This window comes from Streptomyces sp. NBC_00554, from assembly GCF_041431135.1.
In the GTDB taxonomy this organism is placed as follows: domain Bacteria; phylum Actinomycetota; class Actinomycetes; order Streptomycetales; family Streptomycetaceae; genus Streptomyces.
This window is the reverse complement of sequence record NZ_CP107799.1, coordinates 1,347,799-1,365,526: the sequence shown is the minus strand read 5'-3', so window position 1 is coordinate 1,365,526 and position 17,728 is coordinate 1,347,799. Positions and strand designations below refer to the sequence as shown.

Here is a 17,728-nt window from a genome sequence, read left to right as displayed (position 1 = left end):
GCCGGGCCCTCCACGCCGTCACGGTTTCCAGGGCGGCGGGCACGGCCGGCCACCCTGAACTGGGCTTTCACCGGATGGTGCACAGTTGATCGCGGCCGAACGCCCGACCGGGACGTGCAGCCGTCAGCTGTTCCTCGGCGACAGCCTCGACACTGAGCGGATCGACGCCTCGTACGACGCCGGGGTCCTTACGCTCCGCATCCCGGTGGCCGAGCAAGCCAAGCCGCGGAAGATCCAGATCTCGGGCGGCGAGCCTCCGAAGCAGATCGACGCGTGAAACGGGCTGCACCCGGTTCCCGGCAGGAGCCCTCGCTTTGCACTGCCGGGGCCGGCAGCCGGCCCATCTCGTACACGCACCGGCAGACCCCGGATCAGGCTTTGAACCCGTACACCACTTCCCAGGACGCAACCCGCGGCCGCTGGGAGGGTAGGGGCTCGACGAAGATGTTCCTTTGAACGACTCGCACTGCCAGATGGGGTCTCGACGGCATGTTGGCCAGAGTCGCCGCAGAGTGTAAGGAACGTATACGTGTTCCGAATTGCTGGCTCTTGGCAAGCGAGACGATGGAAAGGTCAGAGTTCGTTGCGGTTCCCTCGATGAGCGGAAGTTGAGGCGCGAGGCGGTCCGGCGGAGGCCTGAGTGCACGGACTCTTTTACTCGGCTGAGTACGCTGGACACTGACCTCGAAGAGCGCCCCATCGCACGCCGCTCAGGGGCTCCGCAACTGGGGGTCAAGGGGTCGCAGGTTCAAATCCTGTCGTCCCGACGGTGCGAAGGGTCTTCGCGGGCGAGAGCCTGTGGGGGCCCTCTTCGTGTGGGTTGTTTCCGATCTTCGGGGTTGAGTACGCCGCTCAAGGCGCCTCTACTCGGAGGCCGGCGAAGATCCCCGTCACTCGGGCGTGTCCGGCGCGCCCGACATGAGCCGGTGGACCACCGTGGTCAGTAGGTCGGTGCCCGCGCTGATGTCCTGGTCGTTCGTGGACTCGCCCTCGTTGTGGGAGATTCCCTCGATGCTGGGCACGAACAGCACGATCGGGACCGTGGCGGCAACTGCAGATGATCACCCTGCCGTTGCTGTCGTCGGTCAACAAGGTGCTGGTCCTCGTGATGTTCCTGCACACCTTCAACGACTTCAGCACCCCGTTCGCTCTGTTCGGCGGCTCGGCACCGCCGGCGGGGGACCTGATCTCCGTGCACATCTACCAGACCTCGTTCGCCACCTGGAACTTCGGCCTCGTGTGGATGCTGGTCGGGTACTTCGACACCGTTCCGCGCGACCTCGACGAAGCGGCGAAGGTGGACGGCGCAGGACCGCTGCGCACCCTGCTGCAGGTCATCGTGCCCGCCGCGACACCGGGAATCGTCGCCGTGTGCATCTACGCGTTCATGACGGCCCAGGGCGAAGTGCTCTTCGCCTCGGTCCTCACCGACACACAGACCCGCACACTGGCCGTGGGCCTACAGGCCTACTCGACCGAGGCAAACGTCTACTGGAACCAGGTCATGGTCGCCTCGCTGGTCGTGTCCGTTCCGGTGGTCGCCGGATTCCTGCTGCTCCAGCGCTTCCTCATCACCGGATTCACCGCCGGTGCGGTGAAGTGACCAAGTGGCCCCGACAGATTGGAACTTGGCATGCCGGCCATCGGCTTGCAGCTCTACACGTTGATGAACGTCCTGGAGGACCGTCCCGCCACGCTCGCCAGGATCGCCGACCTCGGGGTGACCTCGGTGGAGCCCTTCCGCCTCGGCCGCAGCGAGCTGAACCGTGCAGCGCGCCTCGCCGAAGCACGCTCGCTGAAGGCCGACATCGATGCCGCCGGCCTCACGGTCTCCTCGACCCATGCCCGGCTGCCCGACGCGGAGGATCCCGGCTGGTTCTTCGAGGAGATGGCCGAGGCGGGCGTGCCCATCGCCATCGCCTCCACCCCCGAAGCCCTCCCCGGGTTCACACGTGACGCCCTGGTCTCGGCCGACGGGGTGCGCCGGTACGCCGACCGGCTCAACGCCCTGGCCGAGGCGGCGGCCGCCCACGGTCTGCGGGTCGGCTACCACAACCACGACTGGGAGTGGACCCCGATCGAGGACGGCCGCTACGGCTACGACGTGCTGTGGGACGCCCTCGACCCGTCGGTCGTCGCCGAGGTCGACCTCTACTGGGCGCAGACCGCGGGCCAGGTCCCCGCCGAGGTGGTCGCCAGGCTCGGCGAGCGAGTCGAACTCGTCCACGTCAAGGACGGCCCGGCGGTACGCGGCGAACCCCAAGTCGCCGCCGGGCAGGGCTCGGTGGCCCTGGCGGACGCGCTCGACGCAGGCCGGGACTCGATCCGCGTGCACATCATCGAGGCGGACGGCATCGCCGAAGGAGCGGACATCTTCGACCTGGTCGGGGAGAGCGTGGCTTGGCTGAAGGAGCGGCAGGGCGGCGGGGCGTGAGTCACTGCCCTGCCAGGGGTCCGGACGCGATATCTCTGCGGCGGGGCGGTGAACGGGATCGCCGGCTGCCAGTGTGATGGTCAACTCGCGTGCGCGTAACGGCTGTTCGGGCGTGCCAGACCCAGGTGTCCGCGCAAGGTCGTGGCGTCGTACGCGGTGCGGAACGCGTCGCGTCGCTGCAACTCCGGGACCAGGGCACGGGTGATCGCGGCGAGGTCGTGCGGCAGGGTGCCGGGGCGCAGGCGGAAGCCGTCGAGGCCGGCGGTGCGCCAGTCGAGCAGCAGGTCGGCGAGGTCGCCGGGCGTGCCCGTGAAGATCTCGGCGTCCGAGGCGAGTTCGGCGCTGTCCAGCGCGTCCAAGGAGGCCTTGCGGCGGGCGGCGGCGCCCGGTTCGTCGTCCAGGAAGACGAGCAGGTCCGCGAACCGCTTGAGCGGCCGGGCCCGTACGTCCCGGCCCACCGCCGCCACCGCCTCGTCGACCTGCCCGAGGATCGCCCCGGCACCCAGCCGGTCGTGGGGGGTCACGAACACGACATCGGAGGCGTGCGCCGCGAACTCGTACGGCGTGGAGGCGTGCGCCAGGCTCACGACCAGCGGCTGGCCCTGCGGCGGACGGGGCGTGATCGAGGGGCCCTTGACGGTGAAGTGCGGGCCCTCGAAGCCGATGTGGTGCAGCTTGCCGCGGTCGATGAAACGGCCCGTCGCCGTGTCCCGTATCTCCGCGTCGTCCTCCCAGCTGTCCCACAGCCGCCGCGCCACTTCCACCACGTCGACGGCCTCGGCGAACAGCGGTCGCAGCCGCGCCGCGATCAGTTCAGGGTCGCGCACATCGTCGTCGGTCAGCTGCGGTGTCGTACGGCGGCCGAAGTGGGCGGCGTCGGCGGCGCGTGCGGAGATCTGCGGGCGCCAGCCGGCCCGGCCCTCGGCGGCGTGGTCGAGGGTCGCGATGCCGATGGCGAGGTGGAACGGCTCGGTGTGCGTGACGTTCGTGGTGGGGACCAGGCCGATGTGCGTGGTCAGCGGGGCCAGATGGGCCGCGAGCAGCACCGCGTCCAGCTGGCCCCGGACCTGGTCGACGCGGTCGTCGGGGCGATGGAAGGCCGCGGACTGCGGGCCCAGGGCGTCCTCCAGGGTGACGAAGTCGAGGAGGCCCCGCTCGGCCTCGGCCACCAGGTCCGCCCAGTATCCGGGCGTGAACAGCTCGCCGGGCCGGGCGCCCGCGGCGCGCCAGGCCGCCGGATGCCAGCCGGCGCCGTCCAGGGCGACGGCGAGGTGCAGCGGGGTGCCGGTCAAGAGTCCTCCTCGGTGGACGTGCGGGTGCGCGGGCGCAGGCCCAGGTGGTCCCGGAGCGTCGTCCCCGTGTAGTCCTCGCGGAAGACGCCCTTCTCCTGCAGCAGCGGCACCACCCGGTCGACCACGTCGTCGAGGCCGCCGGGCGTCAGATGCGGGACGAGGACGAAGCCGTCGGCCCCGTCGCTCTGCACGAAGTGGTCGATGGCGTCGGCGACGGTGCGCGGGCCCCCGACGAAGGTCTGGCCGCCGTGGACCTCGATGACCAGCTCGCGGATGCTCAGCCCCCGCTCCTCGGCCAGCTTGCGCCACCGCCGTGCCGTTTCCTCCCTGCCCTTGCGGAACACCGAATGCCCCTTCAGGAGCTGGGAGTCGGGCTCCGGGTCGACGTCGGGCAGCGGCCCGTCCGGGTCGTACGCCGACAGGTCGCGGCCCCACACCGCCTCCAGGTGGGCGATCGCGGTCCCCGGGCTCACCTGGGCGCGGGTGATCTCCTCGGCGTACGCCACGGCCTCCGCGTCGGTGTCGGCGACCACAGCGGTGGCGGTCGGGACGACCAACAGGTCCTCGGGGCGGCGGCCGTACCGGGCCAGGCGTCCCTTGACGTCCCGGTAGAAGGTGCGGGCCTCGTCGAGCGTGTTGTACTTGCTGAAGATGACGTCGGCGTCCCGCGCGGCGAACTCCCGCCCCGCGTCGGACTCCCCGGCCTGGATGACCACAGGGTGTCCCTGCGGGCCGCGCGGCGTGTTGAACCGCCCCGAGATGTCGAAGTGGGGCCCCCGGTGCGCGAACGCACCCGCGCCGGAGCCGGCGAACTCACCGGCCCGCGCGTCCGCCCGTACCGCGTCGTCGGCCCAGCTGTCCCACAACTCCCGTGCCGCACGCAGGAATTCGGCGGCCCGGGAGTAGCGGTCGGCCTCGGCGAGGAAGCCGCCCCGGCGGAAGTTCTCGCCGGTGAACGCGTCGAAGCTGGTGACCACGTTCCAGGCCGCCCGCCCGCCGCTGAGGTGGTCCAGGGTCGCGAGCCTGCGCGCCACCTCGTACGGCTCGTTGAAGGTGGCGTTGACGGTGGCGGCCAGTCCCAGCCGGTTCGTGACGGCGGAGAGCGCGGCGAGCATCGTCAGGTTCTCCGGGCGGCCCACGACGTCCTGGTCGTAGAACTCGCCCTTGTGCTCGCGCAGTCGCAGTCCCTCGGCGAGGAAGAAGAAGTCGAACCTGCCGCGTTCGGCGGTCCGCGCGAGCCGTACGAAGGAGTCGAGGGCGATCTGGCTCCGTGACCGCGGGTCGGACCAGACGGTCACGTTGTGGATGCCGGGCAGCTGCGCCGCGAGGTGCACCTGTTTTCTGACGACCGCGGTCATGGGGCCTGCCTCTCAGACGAGGGGAGCGGGGGAGACGTACCGCACCGTGTTGTCGAAGGCCACGCCGTGGCTCTTGACGTCGATGGCGATGCGGTCGCCGTCGGCGATCCGGAAACCGTCGTGGAAGCTGGCCTCATCGGCGCCCAGGAGAACGTAGTTGACCAGTCCGGGCCGGCGTACCGCGGGGAACGAGAAGAGGTGCTCCGCCATGTCCCGGATCCGGAAGTACAGGGCGTCGTCGCCGCAGTCGAAGCTGCCCTCCCAGGCGGTCGCGCCGTCCCGCTCGATGGTGACCCGGCCGGTCACCGAGGCCGGCGGCTCGCCGAGGAACAGCCAGGGCGTGAGGGCGGTGTCGCACAGCTTGCAGTACGGGTTGTATCCGGGGTCCTGGCGGTGCAGGCCGATGTCGCACAGGTCGTTGCCGAAGGTGTAGCCCGCGTAGTGCGGGGTGCCGTCGGCGTCGTTGACGTAGACGAGGGCGACCTCGGGCTCCTCGATGAGGGCGACCGGGTTCGCGGGCACGGTCAGCGGCTCGCCCGGGAGCCGCACCCAGTCGCCGAAGCCCTTGAAGAACCACTTGGGCGGCGTGAACTCGCCCTCCGGGGCGCTCTTTCCGCCCCACTTCTTCTTGTGCGTGCCCATGAAGCCGCTCAGCAGGGCGTTCCCGGTGGCCGTCGGCAGCAGCGGCGGCAGCGGCCGCACCTCCGGGTCGCCGACGGTGACGGTGACCGTCTCGGCGCCTTCGGTGACGGCGGCCTTGATCGCGTCCGCCGAGCCGTCGGTGGCGATGAACGCCGCCGCGAGCTGCCCGTCGGCGACCCGGTACAGGGTCTGCTCGGTGCCCGGCTCGGGGAGGCCGAAGCCGACGTGACGTTCGCCCTGGTAGAGGGCTTCGAAGAGGATCGGGTCAGACATGGGGAAGGTTCTCCTGGGCTCGTGGGAGTGGGGAATCAGGACTGCGGGGTGAGGGAGAGAGCGGTAGTGCCGGTGAGGTCGGTCAGGATCGCGCCCACGCGATCAACTGCCTCACGGATCCACGGCAGTTCGAGAGGGTCGGGTGCCGCGAGGGCGGCCCGGCGCTGCTCGTCCGTGTCGCCGTAGAGGCGGCTGGTCGCGGCCCGGATGCGCAGGGCGTGCCGGGACTCGCCGAAGGCGCTCGCGGGGAGTACGCCGAGGCCGTGTCGCTCGGAGAGGAAACGGGCCAGGTCGTTGCCGTCGAGGATGCCGTGCGTCCGCGCCAGATGATCCCGGAGGTGTTCGAAGTCCGGGTAGAGGTAGCAGGTCGCGCGGACCGGGGCCAGGGTGGCGCCGGCCGCGGTGAAACGGGCGGCGACCGCGCGCACCACCGCCTCGTGCAGCCGACGGCTCGCCGCGATGTGCCCGGTGATCTCCGGGGGCTCGCCGAAAGCGTAAGCGGCCGCCGTCTGCACGGGTGCCGTCGGGCTGGACCAGATCTGGCTGGCGATCGAGACGAGCCGGCCGTGCAGGGCCCGCCCGAGCTCGCTGTCCGGCAGCCGGGCCACCCCGGTGCGCCAGCCGCCCAGCGCCAGGTTCTTGGTGAGCCCGGTGGTGACGACGGTGCGCTCGGGGGCGTGCCGGGCCGGGGAATCGGCGGGCGCCGAAGGGGCGTACACGAGGTCGCAGTAGATCTCGTCCGAGATGATGACCAAATCCAACTCACGTGCCACCAAGGCCAGTTGACGCACCACTTCGGGCGAGGCGACGGTGCCTGTCGGGTTGTCCGGCACCGTCACCACCACGGACCGCGGGTCCTGCCCCGCGGCACGCGCCACGGTGACCGCCTCGCGCAGCCGCTCCGGGTCCGGTACGCCGCCCTGGCCCGGCAGGGTCGGTACGCCGAGGGGGCGGGCCCCCGCGAGCCGGGCCTGCGCCGCGTAGCTCACCCAGCTCGGCACGGGCACGACCACGTCGCCGCCGACGGCGAGCAGCAGCGCGAACAGCAGCGGCTTGCTGCCCGGCCCGGCGACGACGAGTGCGGGATCGGTGGCGAGTCCGCGGCGCCCCCAGTACCCGGCGGCGGCCGCACGCAGCGCCTCACTGCCGGGCACGGGGCCGTACGCGTTCTCGTCCGCCGCGGCGGACAGCCGCTCCCGCAGGGCGGGGTGGGCGGGCAGGCCGATCTCGCCACTGGTCATCGACAGCACCTGCTCCCCGGCGCGACGCCGCCGGGCCATGGCCTCGTCGGCGGCGAGCGTCGCCGACATGGCGACCGGTGCGGGTTCGGGCATTTCTGGCTCCAACAGGGAGGGGGAGGAGGGGAGTTCAGCTCGTCGGCGCGGCGTACCGCTGCCGCAGCTCCGCCTTGCGGACCTTGCCGGTCAAGGTCTTCGGGAGAGCCGGGAGCAGTTCCAGACGGTCCGGGAGGAAGCGGGGGTCCTGGCCCGACTCGTTCAGGTGCCTGCGGATGCCGTCGAGCGACGGGTCCGCGCCGCCTGCCGGGACCACCACCGCGCAGATCTCGGTCCCGCCGGGGGCCGTCTCCGACGGCAGACCCACCACCGCGGCCTCGACCGCGTTCGGGTGGCTGCCGATCAGCGCCTCCAGCTCCGTCATCGGCGCCACCAGGCCGTCGCGGACGATCGCGTCACGGGCGCGGCCGATGATGCGGATGCCGCCCCGGCCGTCGTCCCGCGCCAGGTCCCCGGTGTCGAACCAGCCGTCCGCGCCCAGCTCCGCCGCGAACGCCTCCTCGCGCCGGTGGTAGCCGAGCGCGAGGGACGCGCCGCGCACCCGGAGCCGGCCCACGGAGTCGCTCTCGCCGTTGATGTCCGACAGGTCGACGCGGGTCTCCATGGCGTCGATGGCCCGGCCGTTGCTGTGTGCCGCCCAGTCGGCGGGGTCCTCGGGCCGCGTCATGGTGACCGGACCGTTCTCCGACATGCCCCACAGGGAGTGGGCGCGGGCGCCGAGGGCGTCGTGGACCTCGGCGGCCAGCTCGGCGAGGACCGGCGCGGAGCCGATCACCACGTGCTTCAGGGAGCTCGTGTCCCGCTTCCGGGTCCGCTGCGAGGCGGCCACGTCGGCGAGGGTGGCGGGCGGCCCGTACAGGAGTGTGGCGCCGTAGTGCTCGACCAGGTCGAGCAGCGCCTCGTTCCTGCGGATGTCCTGGAACGCCACCGTGCCGCCGAGCATGACGCCCGCGAGGACGCCCTGTGCGAAGCCCGAGTAGTGGACGAGCGGCGTGGACACGGCGGCGACCCAGTCGTCGCCGAGCCCGAAGGCGTCCACATAGCCGCGTACGGCCGAGTGGACGGTGTTCTGGCTGTGCAGCACGCCCTTGGACTCGCCCGTGGTGCCGGAGGTGAACAGCACGACGAACGGCTCGTCGGCCGTCAGCGCCAGGCCGTCCAGGTCGGCGGCCCCGAGCCCTTCGCCGGCCCCGAGCTCCTCGCGGGCCGTGGCCACGAAGTGGTCGTGGAAGGACAGCGCGCCCTCGGGAGCCTGCCCGTCCACCACCAACACGTGGTCGAGGGAGGGGAGTTCGTCCTTTAGGCCGGTGACGATCTCCGCCAGCGGGGTGCCCGACCACTCCGGGAGCGTCACGCACACCCGGGCCTCGGTGAGGCCGAGACGGTGGCGCAGCTCGTCCTCGGGGCAGACCGGCGACATGGGACAGATGACGGCGCCGACCCGCATGCAGGCGAACATCAGCGCCACCATCTCCCACTGGTTGGGGAGCTGGACGGCGACGAAGTCCCCGCGCCGCACGCCGAGTTCGAGCAGGGCCAGAGCGAACCGGTCGGTGAGGCGGGCCAGTTCGGCGTAGTCGAGGGTGTCGGTGCGGGACTCGGCGATCCGGCGGCCCGCGATCGCGAGCTTGTGCGGCCGTAGCTGTGCCTGGCGGTGCAGGTCGTCGAGGAAGGTCTCGTCCCGCCACCAGCCCCGGCGCCGGTACTCGGCCGTGTGCGGGGCCGGGTCCGGGGTGGCGCGCTTGGTCGCCGCCGTGGTCATCCGCGCTCCTTCCCGCGGACGTCGAGCAGCTCGGTCAGAGGGTCGCCCGGACTGGCGGCGGCGATCTCCAGCAGATCCCGGGTGTTGCGGCGTACGCAGTCGCCGACCCAGTCGAAGACCCATGCCTTCCGGGCCTCCGCAGGCAGGTCGAAGGGCACTACCCGGGTGACGGCCAGGGCGGCGGAGCCGGCCCCGCCGATGTTGGCGATCACGCCCGGCACCAGGAAGGCGCCCGAGGCCCGCACCTTGTCCCGCGCCTCGGCGGTGGAGCTGATGTTGCCGCCCTCGACCACAAGACCGGCCCGCAGCCGGTGGGCGTTGTCCGCGTTCAGCGCGTGCTTCTGCGCCGCCAGGATCAGCAGGTCGGCGTCGACGTCGAGCCAGGCGTCCGGTTCGGAGGTGACGGTGACCTGCTGCGGCAGCCGGGAGCGGTCGATCCGCCCGAACTCGTCGGTGACGGCGACCAGATCGGCCACCGGCAGCCGGTCGGCGCTGATGGTGCCCTCGACGTCGGCGACGCCCACGATCACATGCCCGCGGTCCTCCAGGAACCGCGCGACCGCCCGGCCCACCGCGCCGAAGCCCTGCACCACGACCCGGGCCGAACCGGTACGGCCGCTCGCCTCCAGGGCGGTGACCGCCGCGACCCCGACGCCGTGTCCGGTGCAGTCGATCAACGGCTCGTAGTAGGTGCGCCAGTCGATCGGCATGTCCGGGGCGCCCAGTCGGTAGCGGGGGTCGTAGCCGGCCGTGTCGAAGAACACGGCCCGGTCGGCCGGGGTGACGCCCATGTCGATGCCGAGGTGGATACCGCCGTGCAGCAGCGGCTTCACGGTGCGGCCGAAGGTACGGAAGGTCTCCTCGCGGTCGGTGCCGTCGGAGACGATGCCGCCCTTGGCGCCGCCGATGGGCAGCCCGGCCAGCGTGAACTTCTGGGTCATGTCACGGGCGAGGCCGGCCACCTCCTCCTCGGTGACCCCCGGGGTCATCCGTACACCGCCCATGGCCAGACCGTCGTACAGCGTGTCGACGACCACCCAGCCCTTGAGCGCGCCGCCGCTGCCGTTCAGATGGACCGTGAACGCGGGGTCCTGCGAGGTTTCCAGATCACTCATTGCCTAGTCCAAATCCTTGAGTACGGGGATGCGGGGCCGTCACCGGTAGAGCTGGGCGAAGCCGCGCAGGATCTCCAGGCCGTCGCTGCGGAACTCGAGATGCGCCTGGGCGCCGAAGATGCGGCCGTCGTCGGAGCGCAGGAACTCCACGGGCGCGTGCTCGGAGCGGCCGATGGAGCGGAAGCCCTCGGGGGCCTCCTGGAGGTAGAGGGTGTGCCGGTGGAAGACCGTCACCGTCGGCTTCACGTAGGTGAAGAGCGGCTCCGACTTGTCGACCTGCGCCTCGTGGCCGCCGACCCGCTGCGGCCCCTCGGCGAGCCGGCCGCCGGCCGCGACCGCGAGGATCTGCATGCCGCCGCAGATCCCGAGGACCGGGACGTCGGAGGTCATGACGAGGTCCACGAGCGGCTTGTAGTAGTCGCGGTCGTAGGCCCGCACCTTGGTGCCGCTCAGGACGATCGCCTGGTAGCGGCCGTCGAGCCGGGCGGGCACCGACGCGGCGTCGACCGCCTCGGTGTCCGAGCCCAGCTCCTCGAACCGGGTGCGGAGCTGCTTCAGGGACAGCGTTCCGTTGTTGACGACGAGTACGCGGGAGTGCGCCACGTGCTTGCTCCTCAGGTGCGGGTGATGGCGGTGCCGGTACGGGCGGCGAGCAGGTCCGTGACGGTCGCGCTGCCGATGACGACGCGCTCCACGCCCCCGTCCAGTGCCTCGCCCGCGGCACGCAGCTTCTTGCGCATGCCGCCGGTGGCGCCCTTGTCGCGGAAGGTGCCCGCGGCCTTCGCGGTGATCCGGCGCACAGGCTCCCCGTCGATCAGCAGATGGGCGACATCGGTGACGAGCACCAGGTCGGTGGCGCCGGTGGCGGCGGCGATGGCGGCGGCGGCCCGGTCGGCGTCGGTGTTGACCTCCTGGCCCGCCGCGTTCCTGGCCAGCGGGGTGACGAGGTAGGCGTGGCCCGGCTGGAGGTTCTTCAGCGCCGCCGGGTCCACCCCGGTGATCGGGCCGACCAGGTTCTCCAGCTCGACGAGTTGCCTGTCCTGCCACCACCAGCGCTCGCCCTCGCCGGCGGCGACCAGCCCGTCGCTGCCGAGCAGCCGTTCCCCGGTGATGCCGCGCTGTTCGAGGCGGCCGAGGACGTCCTCGCCAAGGCGGGCGCTGACGGTCTTGATGTCCGCGATGACCTCGGGCGTGGTCCAGCGGCTCTGGTTGCCGTACCGGTCGCGCAGGATCGCCGACGGCTCGCTGTAGCGCGGGCTGAGCCGCTTCAGCGGCTTGGACCAGCCGTGCACCAGGACCAGCGGCCGCTCCCGGCCGTGCCGGGCCAGGTCGTCCCACCAGTCGCCGGCCAGGTCGTCCAGGCAACTGCCGCCCAGTTTCACCACGGTTGGTGTGGTCCCGGATGTCGTCTCGCTCATGCGGGCATCACCGGCTGCATCGTCAGACCTGTCTCCTCGGGCAGCCCGAACCGGATGTTGGCGGCCTGGACGGCCTGGCCCGCCGCGCCCTTGACCAGGTTGTCGAGGGCGGCGAGTACGACGATCCGGCCGCCCTCCTCGTCGTGCAAAGCCGTCACGTCGCAGTAGTTGGAGCCCAGCACGGCCTGCGGGTCGGGTACCGGGATCAGCGTCTCGGCGTGCCGGCGCACCCGCACGAAGCGGTGCTCCTTGTAGTAGCGGATGTACGCCCGCTGCAGCTCGCGCTGGTCGACGGGGTCGTCGGTGAACACGTAGGAGCTGGTGAGCAGGCCGCGCACATGTGAGACGCCGTACGCGGACATGCTCAGCGAGCCGATGGTTCCGGGCTTGCCGCGCTCCAGGAAGTCGCCGACCTCGGCGGCGTGCCGGTGTCCGGTGGGGGAGTACGGGGTGATGGCGCCGCTGCGGAACGGGTGCAGGTCGGAGGTGCGCAGCTGCAGGCCGCCGCCGCTGGAGCCGCTCTTGCCGTCCACCACCACGGTCTTCAGGTTCAGCCCGAGGCCGAGGGTGAGCGGGGCGAGGCCCAGGGTGATCGCGGTGGCGTAGCAGCCGGGCAGCGAGATCAGCGCCGCGTCCGCCAACTGGTCGCCGATCAGCTCCGGTACGCCGTACACGAAGCGGTCCGCGAGGTCGGTGCGCCGCTTGACCTTCGGGTACCAGCGGTCGTGCAGCTCCGGGGTGCGGATCCGGAAGGCGCCGCTGAGGTCCACGACGGCCGGTACCCGGTCAGCGAGCAGCGCGGCCAGCTCCGCCGACACGGGTGCCGGCGTGGCCAGGAATACGACGTCGACCTGGTCGGCGATCTCCTCGGTGACCGGCTGCACCGTCAGTCCCAGGTCGAGACGGAGATTCGGGTGCAGCTCGGCCGGGCGCCGGCCGATGTTGGAGGAGCCGCCGAGGAAGGTCAGCTCCATATCGGGGTGTTGGGTGATCAGTCGGATGAGATCGCCGCCGGCGAGCCCGGAGGCGCCGACGACTCCCGCGCGGATCATGCGATCAGCTCCTGGACGTAGCGGGCGACGGCCGACGGGATGTCCGCCCCGGTCGCCGAGGCCACCGCCCGGAAGCCGGGCGCGTGGTTGACCTCGTTGACGACGTAGCCGTCGGGGGTGCCGAAGAGGTCGACTCCGTAGATCCCGGGCCCGAGTTCGGCCACCACCCCGTCGACGATCTTCAGTACGTCGGGGTCGTGGGCGACGGCGCGGCTGCTGTTGCCGAGCGCCGCGTTGTTGCGCCAGTCGGTGCCGCCGGAGGCGAACTCCGCGGCGCCGACCAGCTCGTGCCCGACGACCAGGCAGCGCACCGAGGTGCCGCCGCCGAGGTACGGCTCGACCAGGCAGGCCTGCTCGAAGGCGTGGCCGAGATCCTCGACGTAGTCGTACACGGACTGGGCGGTGTCGGCGTGCCGGATCAGGGTGACGCGCTTGCCCATGCCGCCGTAGACCGGCTTGAGGACCAGGGGCAGTTCCAGTTCCTCGAGGGACTTCTCGAAGTCCTTGCGGGACAGCACGAGCCGGTACTCCGGCACGGGCACCCCGGCGGTGCGCAGCACCGTGCGCAGGACGGCCTTGTTCTCACAGGCGCTCACCGCCCTCGCGGTGTTGAGGACCGGCACGCCGGCCCCCTCGGCGAGGGTGGCGATCAGGCCGCCGCGGGTGTAGCTGCGGCTGCGCAGCAACAGCGCGTCGTAGTCGCGCACGGACGGGGCGTCCGGGTGGCCGAGGCACAGGGACTCGTCGTTGACCCACTCGATGTTCAGGCCGAAGTCCGGCCCGGCCTTGATCAGTTCGCGTTCCTCCCAGCTGATCCGGTCCGCGACGATGGCTACCGACTTGGTCATCTCACTGACCCCAGTCGCGCAGCTGCACCTCGACCATCTGGAGGGACAGCCGCCCGTCCTGGACGTCCTCGACGCGCAGCGTGAGCATGCACTCGGGGCAGGAGAGGGTCTCGCCCCGGTCGATCGGCGGCACGGTCAGGTCGGTCTCGCACTCGGGGCAGACGCCGTTGAGAGTGGCGGTGGGCATGGCACAACTCCTGGTGTGTCGAAGTGAATCGGGGTGGGTGTTCAGGCGGCCTGGAAGTCGATGGCGGCCTTGCGGATGGCGTCCCGGTCGAGCAGCGGGCTGTCGGCGCGCTCCTGCCGGCCGACCAGCCACGGTGTGAACGCCTCGACGTCGACGAAGACGCCCGAGCCGTCGAGCGCCCACTTGACGAGCGCGGGTGTGAGGCGGCTGCGGACCCGCAACTCGCGGGCGTTGCCGACGAGTTCGGCGGGCAGCGTCTCGTACGCCGCCGGATGGTTGAGCTGGCCGGGCAGCTCGTAGGCGAAGGCGTGCGGTGTGGTCGGCCCGGACTGGAACGCCTCGCCGAGCCCGGCGCCCTTGAGCGCGACACGCGACAGCTCGGTGAGATGGCTCAGGTCGAAGCGGGTGTCGCCGTGGATGACGCGCAGCGAGGTGAGCAGCTCGGCCAGCGGTGCGTTGCCGCCGCGCTCGCCGATGCCGCCGACGGTCGCCGAGATCCACTGGGCTCCCGCGCGGACGGCGGCGAGGGAGTTGGCCACGGCCATGCCGAGCATGTTGTGGGAGTGGATCTCGATCTCGGAGCCGTCGATCGCGGTGAGACCGGCGATCACCTTCTCCATCTGCCAGGGCGACAGATACGCGACGGTCTCCGCGAGCCGGAACCGGTCGGCCCCGGCCTCGAAGCCCGCGGCGACATAGGGAACGAGCCGCTCCTTCGGAGTGCGGGCGCCGTCCTCGCCGCTGAAGGTGACGTGGAAGCCGCGCTCCTTGGCCTGCGTGATCGCCGAACGGGCCAGCGTCTGCAGGAACTTGGGGCTGGACGAGCCGAGCTTCAGCTTGGCGTGCTCCTCCGAGGTGGGGATGGAGTACATGATGTGGCGTACGCCCAGCCGCTCGGCCTCGTCGAGGGCCTTGGCGACCTGCTGGCGATCCCGCACGACGACCAGCGTCATGCTGCGCTCGGGGCCGACGGCCTCATGGGTGGCGAGGACGAGATCGGCGTCCTTCGAGCCCGGTCCCGACACCATGCCCACCTCGACCAGCTCGATGCCGGTCTTCACCAGCAGCCGGGCGATGGTCGCGGCGTCCTTCGGGCCGAACTCCACGCCGGCCATGTGCGCGGAATCCCGCAGGGTCGCGTCGGAAATGCGGGGCTGCGCCGGTATTTCCTCGGGGATTACTTCGGTGGTCATTGCCTTCACTCCTCAAGGGTTCGGCAGGCCGTGGTCCATACGCTCTCCCGAACTCCGGTGCAGAACAAGGGGATTGGGGTCAGGTCTCTGTGAGGGAATGTCAAGGAGTGTCAAGTAGGAAAGAGAGTGCAAGGCCGGTGTGCGCCCGACGTCATTTCCGGGGAAGTTGTCCGCCGCCGCTGTGACGCGCGTCCTACGGTGCTGTCATGGACCTTTTTTCACTGCCCAGGCTCGGGCTCGTCGTCCCGCCGGAAAACCCCACCGCGGAACCGGAGTTCAACCACTTGGCCGGCGCCGGAATGAATGTGTTCACCGCGCGTTTCCCGGTGACGCCCGGCACGGAACTCAGGGAAATGCTGGAGACGTACAACCGCGTGCTCCCCGACACCCTCGGCGACTTCGGTGAACTGCGCCTGGACGCCGCCGTGGTGGCCTGCAGCGCTTCGCACTACCTGCTGAACCCCGACGGCGACCGGGCGCTGTGCGAGGAACTGTCGGAGCGTGCGGGCTATCGCGTGGCGTCCTCGACGCAGGCGATCCTCGCGCTGTGCGAGGCGCTCGGCGTGGCCCGCCTGACACTTGTCTCGCCCTACCAACCGTGGCTCACCGACACCTCCCGCGCCTTCTGGGAGCGGGCCGGGCTGAAGGTCGACGACGTGGTGCTCGTCCCGGCGGCGCGGAACCAGGACGGGAGCGAGCACTACGACCCGTACCGGGTGACCACGCGGGAGATCCTGCGGCGCATACGGGAACGCAGGGTCGCCGACGGCACCGCGCTGCTGTTCACCGGCACGGGCATGGGCACCCTCGCCACCCTCACGGAGCTCGCCCGCGAGGACCCCGGCCGCCCCATGTTCTCCTCGAACCTGGCGTCCGTCTGGTGGGCCCGGCGCGCACTGGGCGACGACACCGCCGCCGCCCACCCGCTGCTGCGGGGCCTGGACGACCGGATGGCGTGACACAGCAGAGGGCCCCGGGTGACCTTCGTCGCCCGGGGCCCCTGTCTCAGCCGGCGTGGCCCATTCGATAGCCGACGCCGCGGACCGTGATGATCCATCCGCTGGATCCGAGTTTCGCCCGCAGACTGCTCACGTGCGTGTCGATGGTGCGACTCGTCCGTGACCAGTTGCTGCCCCACACCTTCGCCATCAACTCCTTCCGGGTCACCACGGTTTCCGGATTGGCGGCCAGCAGATGAAGCAGCTCGAATTCCTTCGACGTGACGTCGACTATCCGGTCGCGCACACGCACTTCCCGGGTTCGCGGATCGATGTGGAGCGGGCGCAGCGAAATGGTCTCGGAAATGATCGACCGTGGCCGGGTACGGCGCAGCACCGCCTCGATGCGGGCGCCTATTTCCCGGAATCCCCAGGTTTTCACGACACAGTCGTCCGCGCCCGCCCTGAGGGCGAGAACCCGTTCGAGTTCCTCGTCGATGCGCGTGAAGGCGATCATGGGGATGTCACTCTCGGCCCGTAAGGACTGACACACTTCCAGCCCGTCGATATCGGGCAGTTCCAGGGAGAGCAGGACGAGATCGGCGTCACGGTAGATGCGAAGGGCGCGCGCACCGGTGTCGACACTGAGTGTGGTGTATCCCTGCCGGCGCAGATCACGCATGAGGGCTTCGGCGGTGCAGGCGTCCTGCTCCACCACGAGTACGTTGCTCATATGTGGGGGGCCTTCCTCTTCGCGGCGCGTCAGCTCGCGGCCATGGCCGCCGCGGCGGGTACCGGCGCCACGGGTGCCAGGCCTGGGCCGGCGGGGAGATTTCGGAAGGCGTACGCGGCCGAGGCCATGGTCATGTGGTGGTGCCAGCCGGGGAAGGAGCGGCCTTCGAAGTCGAGGGCGCCGAAGTCCTTCTGCAGTGCGGTGACGGCCGTGTGGACGGCGGCGCGGCTGCGTACCGGGGCGATGACTTCCTCCACGCTCCGGTCCGTGAGGCTGGTGATCCAGTACCGGGCGGCCCGGCGTCCGTCCGGGGCACGGAGCTTCAGGATGCGGTAGCTGACCGAGCTGTCGTCCCGGCCGGTGCTGCGCCGCGGCAGGCGCACGGTCCCGGCGTAGGCGTGCATCGGTATCGCCTTGATGGTGCCGTCCGCCGCCTGCCGCGTGATCACCTGCGGCTGCCGGGCGTACCGGCCCTCCATCAGCTCGCCCACGGTGATCACCGTCGGGAAGCTGTCCCCGGTGAACACGATCTGGCCGGGGTCGACCTCGCAGACGATGTCCAGCCGCTGCCTGGCCAGCCCGGCCAGGACGCCGCTCGCGTCGTCGCAGCGCGTCAGGTCGAGCACCCAGGGCACGGCGGGCAGCCGGGGCCGCGCCACGACGTCGGCGGCGAGGTCGAGGACATGGCCGCCGACGGGACGCGCGGTCTCCGACTCCGGTATTCGTGCCCGGAGTCTGCGCTGCCGGTCCCGGCCCCAGGTGTCGTTCAGTACGAGACTCCAGTCCACGGGGAAGCAGTGGGCGCCCGCGGCCAGGAACAGCCCCACCGCGCGCTGGCAGTTGACGGTCAGTCCGGTCCCGGCGTCCAGGCGGCGGTGCACGCCCACCGAGTGCTCGCCGCGCTTGGGGATGATGAGTTCGGCGACGGTCCAGGCGTACGGCGTGGTGCTCGCGGCGACCCGCAGAGCGAGCCGGCCGCGGACCGGCGCCCAGTCCCACGGGCTGGCGTTGATGAACTGGTGCAGGCCCTGTGCCGCGGCCGGCGGCAGCGCCTCGGCCCGCGCCATCCGCCGTGGCGTCTTCCGGCAGGTGCCATGGAGCAGGCCCCGTAGATACGCCCGGGCCCAACGGCGTTGTTCCGCCCGGTGGAGCGGGCTGAAGATCTCCTCGAGGAACGTCTGCATGCGG

Annotated in this window: 18 protein-coding genes and 1 pseudogene; 4 read left to right on the top strand and 15 right to left on the bottom strand. The window is 71.2% G+C overall.

Annotation, left to right across the window (positions count from 1 at the left end; all coding sequences use genetic code 11):
* Window positions 1-67: 67 nt before the first annotated feature.
* A pseudogene (locus tag OG266_RS06170) lies at window positions 68-277 on the top strand (Hsp20/alpha crystallin family protein); the annotation flags it as partial.
* A 613-nt stretch (window positions 278-890) separates the two neighbouring features.
* Here the strand turns inward: OG266_RS06170 and OG266_RS06165 are convergent.
* Window positions 891-1,031, bottom strand: a complete 141-nt coding sequence (locus OG266_RS06165; RefSeq protein WP_371543652.1) for a hypothetical protein — start codon at window positions 1,029-1,031, stop codon at window positions 891-893.
* Between the two features lie 26 nt (window positions 1,032-1,057).
* Between OG266_RS06165 and OG266_RS06160 the strand changes: the two genes are divergently transcribed.
* Window positions 1,058-1,603, top strand: a complete 546-nt coding sequence (locus OG266_RS06160; RefSeq protein WP_371543650.1) for an ABC transporter permease subunit — start codon at window positions 1,058-1,060, stop codon at window positions 1,601-1,603.
* Window positions 1,604-1,633: 30 nt separating this feature from the next.
* The gene (locus tag OG266_RS06155) at window positions 1,634-2,434 is read left to right on the top strand and encodes a sugar phosphate isomerase/epimerase family protein (RefSeq protein ID WP_371543648.1); all 801 of its coding nucleotides are present in this window, start codon (window positions 1,634-1,636) and stop codon (window positions 2,432-2,434) included.
* 80 nt (window positions 2,435-2,514) lie between these two features.
* On the opposite strand, the gene OG266_RS06150 is transcribed toward OG266_RS06155, so the two are convergent.
* From OG266_RS06150 to OG266_RS06095, 12 genes are read right to left on the bottom strand one after another with little or no spacing between them, the layout of a single operon-like run.
* Window positions 2,515-3,726, bottom strand: a complete 1,212-nt coding sequence (locus OG266_RS06150) for an LLM class flavin-dependent oxidoreductase (protein WP_371543646.1) — start codon at window positions 3,724-3,726, stop codon at window positions 2,515-2,517.
* Complete coding sequence (locus OG266_RS06145) at window positions 3,723-5,084, bottom strand: NtaA/DmoA family FMN-dependent monooxygenase (RefSeq protein WP_371543645.1); 1,362 nt, start codon at window positions 5,082-5,084, stop codon at window positions 3,723-3,725. The genes OG266_RS06150 and OG266_RS06145 overlap by 4 nt, the downstream gene beginning before the upstream one ends.
* Before the next feature lie 12 nt (window positions 5,085-5,096).
* Window positions 5,097-5,999, bottom strand: coding sequence for a fumarylacetoacetate (FAA) hydrolase (locus tag OG266_RS06140; protein WP_266472843.1), 903 nt, complete (start codon window positions 5,997-5,999; stop codon window positions 5,097-5,099).
* A gap of 35 nt (window positions 6,000-6,034) precedes the next feature.
* Window positions 6,035-7,333, bottom strand: a complete 1,299-nt coding sequence (locus OG266_RS06135; RefSeq protein WP_371543644.1) for a pyridoxal phosphate-dependent aminotransferase — start codon at window positions 7,331-7,333, stop codon at window positions 6,035-6,037.
* A 34-nt stretch (window positions 7,334-7,367) separates the two neighbouring features.
* Window positions 7,368-9,056, bottom strand: a complete 1,689-nt coding sequence (locus tag OG266_RS06130) for an AMP-binding protein (protein WP_371543642.1) — start codon at window positions 9,054-9,056, stop codon at window positions 7,368-7,370.
* Entirely contained in the window at window positions 9,053-10,171 is a 1,119-nt protein-coding gene (locus OG266_RS06125; RefSeq protein ID WP_371543640.1) for a Glu/Leu/Phe/Val dehydrogenase dimerization domain-containing protein, read from the bottom strand. The genes OG266_RS06130 and OG266_RS06125 overlap by 4 nt, the downstream gene beginning before the upstream one ends.
* A 39-nt stretch (window positions 10,172-10,210) precedes the next feature.
* The gene (locus tag OG266_RS06120; RefSeq protein ID WP_266472836.1) at window positions 10,211-10,774 is read right to left on the bottom strand and encodes a type 1 glutamine amidotransferase; all 564 of its coding nucleotides are present in this window, start codon (window positions 10,772-10,774) and stop codon (window positions 10,211-10,213) included.
* A gap of 11 nt (window positions 10,775-10,785) precedes the next feature.
* Window positions 10,786-11,589 carry an acetylglutamate kinase gene (locus OG266_RS06115; protein ID WP_266472835.1) on the bottom strand — a complete coding sequence of 268 codons (804 nt, stop codon included), beginning with the start codon at window positions 11,587-11,589 and terminating at the stop codon, window positions 10,786-10,788.
* Complete coding sequence (gene argC, locus OG266_RS06110) at window positions 11,586-12,641, bottom strand: N-acetyl-gamma-glutamyl-phosphate reductase (protein WP_266472833.1); 1,056 nt, start codon at window positions 12,639-12,641, stop codon at window positions 11,586-11,588. The genes OG266_RS06115 and argC overlap by 4 nt, the downstream gene beginning before the upstream one ends.
* Complete coding sequence (locus tag OG266_RS06105) at window positions 12,638-13,489, bottom strand: RimK family alpha-L-glutamate ligase (protein WP_371543638.1); 852 nt, start codon at window positions 13,487-13,489, stop codon at window positions 12,638-12,640. Before OG266_RS06105 ends, argC begins: the two co-directional genes overlap by 4 nt.
* A gap of 1 nt (window position 13,490) precedes the next feature.
* Window positions 13,491-13,676 (bottom strand): lysine biosynthesis protein LysW, encoded by a 186-nt coding sequence (locus OG266_RS06100; RefSeq protein ID WP_266472829.1) that lies wholly within the window; start codon window positions 13,674-13,676, stop codon window positions 13,491-13,493.
* Window positions 13,677-13,717: 41 nt separating this feature from the next.
* Window positions 13,718-14,869, bottom strand: coding sequence for an isopropylmalate synthase (locus OG266_RS06095; RefSeq protein ID WP_371543636.1), 1,152 nt, complete (start codon window positions 14,867-14,869; stop codon window positions 13,718-13,720).
* A gap of 206 nt (window positions 14,870-15,075) precedes the next feature.
* Here OG266_RS06095 and OG266_RS06090 point away from each other — a divergent pair, with 206 nt between their 5' ends.
* Window positions 15,076-15,828 carry an arylmalonate decarboxylase gene (locus tag OG266_RS06090; RefSeq protein WP_371543635.1) on the top strand — a complete coding sequence of 251 codons (753 nt, stop codon included), beginning with the start codon at window positions 15,076-15,078 and terminating at the stop codon, window positions 15,826-15,828.
* Between the two features lie 46 nt (window positions 15,829-15,874).
* On the opposite strand, the gene OG266_RS06085 is transcribed toward OG266_RS06090, so the two are convergent.
* Both OG266_RS06085 and OG266_RS06080 read right to left on the bottom strand, forming a co-directional pair.
* On the bottom strand, window positions 15,875-16,540 hold the full coding sequence (locus OG266_RS06085; RefSeq protein WP_266472826.1) for a response regulator transcription factor: 666 nt from the start codon (window positions 16,538-16,540) through the stop codon (window positions 15,875-15,877).
* Between the two features lie 29 nt (window positions 16,541-16,569).
* Window positions 16,570-17,724: a transposase gene (locus OG266_RS06080; RefSeq protein ID WP_371543633.1), complete on the bottom strand. Its 1,155-nt coding sequence runs from the start codon at window positions 17,722-17,724 to the stop codon at window positions 16,570-16,572.
* Window positions 17,725-17,728 lie beyond the last annotated feature (4 nt).

What these genes read in the sequence shown, in the direction of transcription:
- OG266_RS06160 (WP_371543650.1), top strand. Translation starts at nt 1,058, where the DNA reads ATGATCACCCTGCCGTTGCTGTCGTCGGTCAACAAGGTGCTGGTCCTC.
- OG266_RS06155 (WP_371543648.1), top strand. Translation starts at nt 1,634, where the DNA reads ATGCCGGCCATCGGCTTGCAGCTCTACACGTTGATGAACGTCCTGGAG.
- OG266_RS06145 (WP_371543645.1), bottom strand. Translation starts at nt 5,084, where the DNA reads ATGACCGCGGTCGTCAGAAAACAGGTGCACCTCGCGGCGCAGCTGCCC.
- OG266_RS06140 (WP_266472843.1), bottom strand. Translation starts at nt 5,999, where the DNA reads ATGTCTGACCCGATCCTCTTCGAAGCCCTCTACCAGGGCGAACGTCAC.
- OG266_RS06135 (WP_371543644.1), bottom strand. Translation starts at nt 7,333, where the DNA reads ATGCCCGAACCCGCACCGGTCGCCATGTCGGCGACGCTCGCCGCCGAC.
- OG266_RS06130 (WP_371543642.1), bottom strand. Translation starts at nt 9,056, where the DNA reads ATGACCACGGCGGCGACCAAGCGCGCCACCCCGGACCCGGCCCCGCAC.
- OG266_RS06125 (WP_371543640.1), bottom strand. Translation starts at nt 10,171, where the DNA reads ATGAGTGATCTGGAAACCTCGCAGGACCCCGCGTTCACGGTCCATCTG.
- OG266_RS06115 (WP_266472835.1), bottom strand. Translation starts at nt 11,589, where the DNA reads ATGAGCGAGACGACATCCGGGACCACACCAACCGTGGTGAAACTGGGC.
- argC (WP_266472833.1), bottom strand. Translation starts at nt 12,641, where the DNA reads ATGATCCGCGCGGGAGTCGTCGGCGCCTCCGGGCTCGCCGGCGGCGAT.
- OG266_RS06105 (WP_371543638.1), bottom strand. Translation starts at nt 13,489, where the DNA reads ATGACCAAGTCGGTAGCCATCGTCGCGGACCGGATCAGCTGGGAGGAA.
- OG266_RS06100 (WP_266472829.1), bottom strand. Translation starts at nt 13,676, where the DNA reads ATGCCCACCGCCACTCTCAACGGCGTCTGCCCCGAGTGCGAGACCGAC.
- OG266_RS06095 (WP_371543636.1), bottom strand. Translation starts at nt 14,869, where the DNA reads ATGACCACCGAAGTAATCCCCGAGGAAATACCGGCGCAGCCCCGCATT.
- OG266_RS06090 (WP_371543635.1), top strand. Translation starts at nt 15,076, where the DNA reads ATGGACCTTTTTTCACTGCCCAGGCTCGGGCTCGTCGTCCCGCCGGAA.
- OG266_RS06085 (WP_266472826.1), bottom strand. Translation starts at nt 16,540, where the DNA reads ATGAGCAACGTACTCGTGGTGGAGCAGGACGCCTGCACCGCCGAAGCC.
- OG266_RS06080 (WP_371543633.1), bottom strand. Translation starts at nt 17,724, where the DNA reads ATGCAGACGTTCCTCGAGGAGATCTTCAGCCCGCTCCACCGGGCGGAA.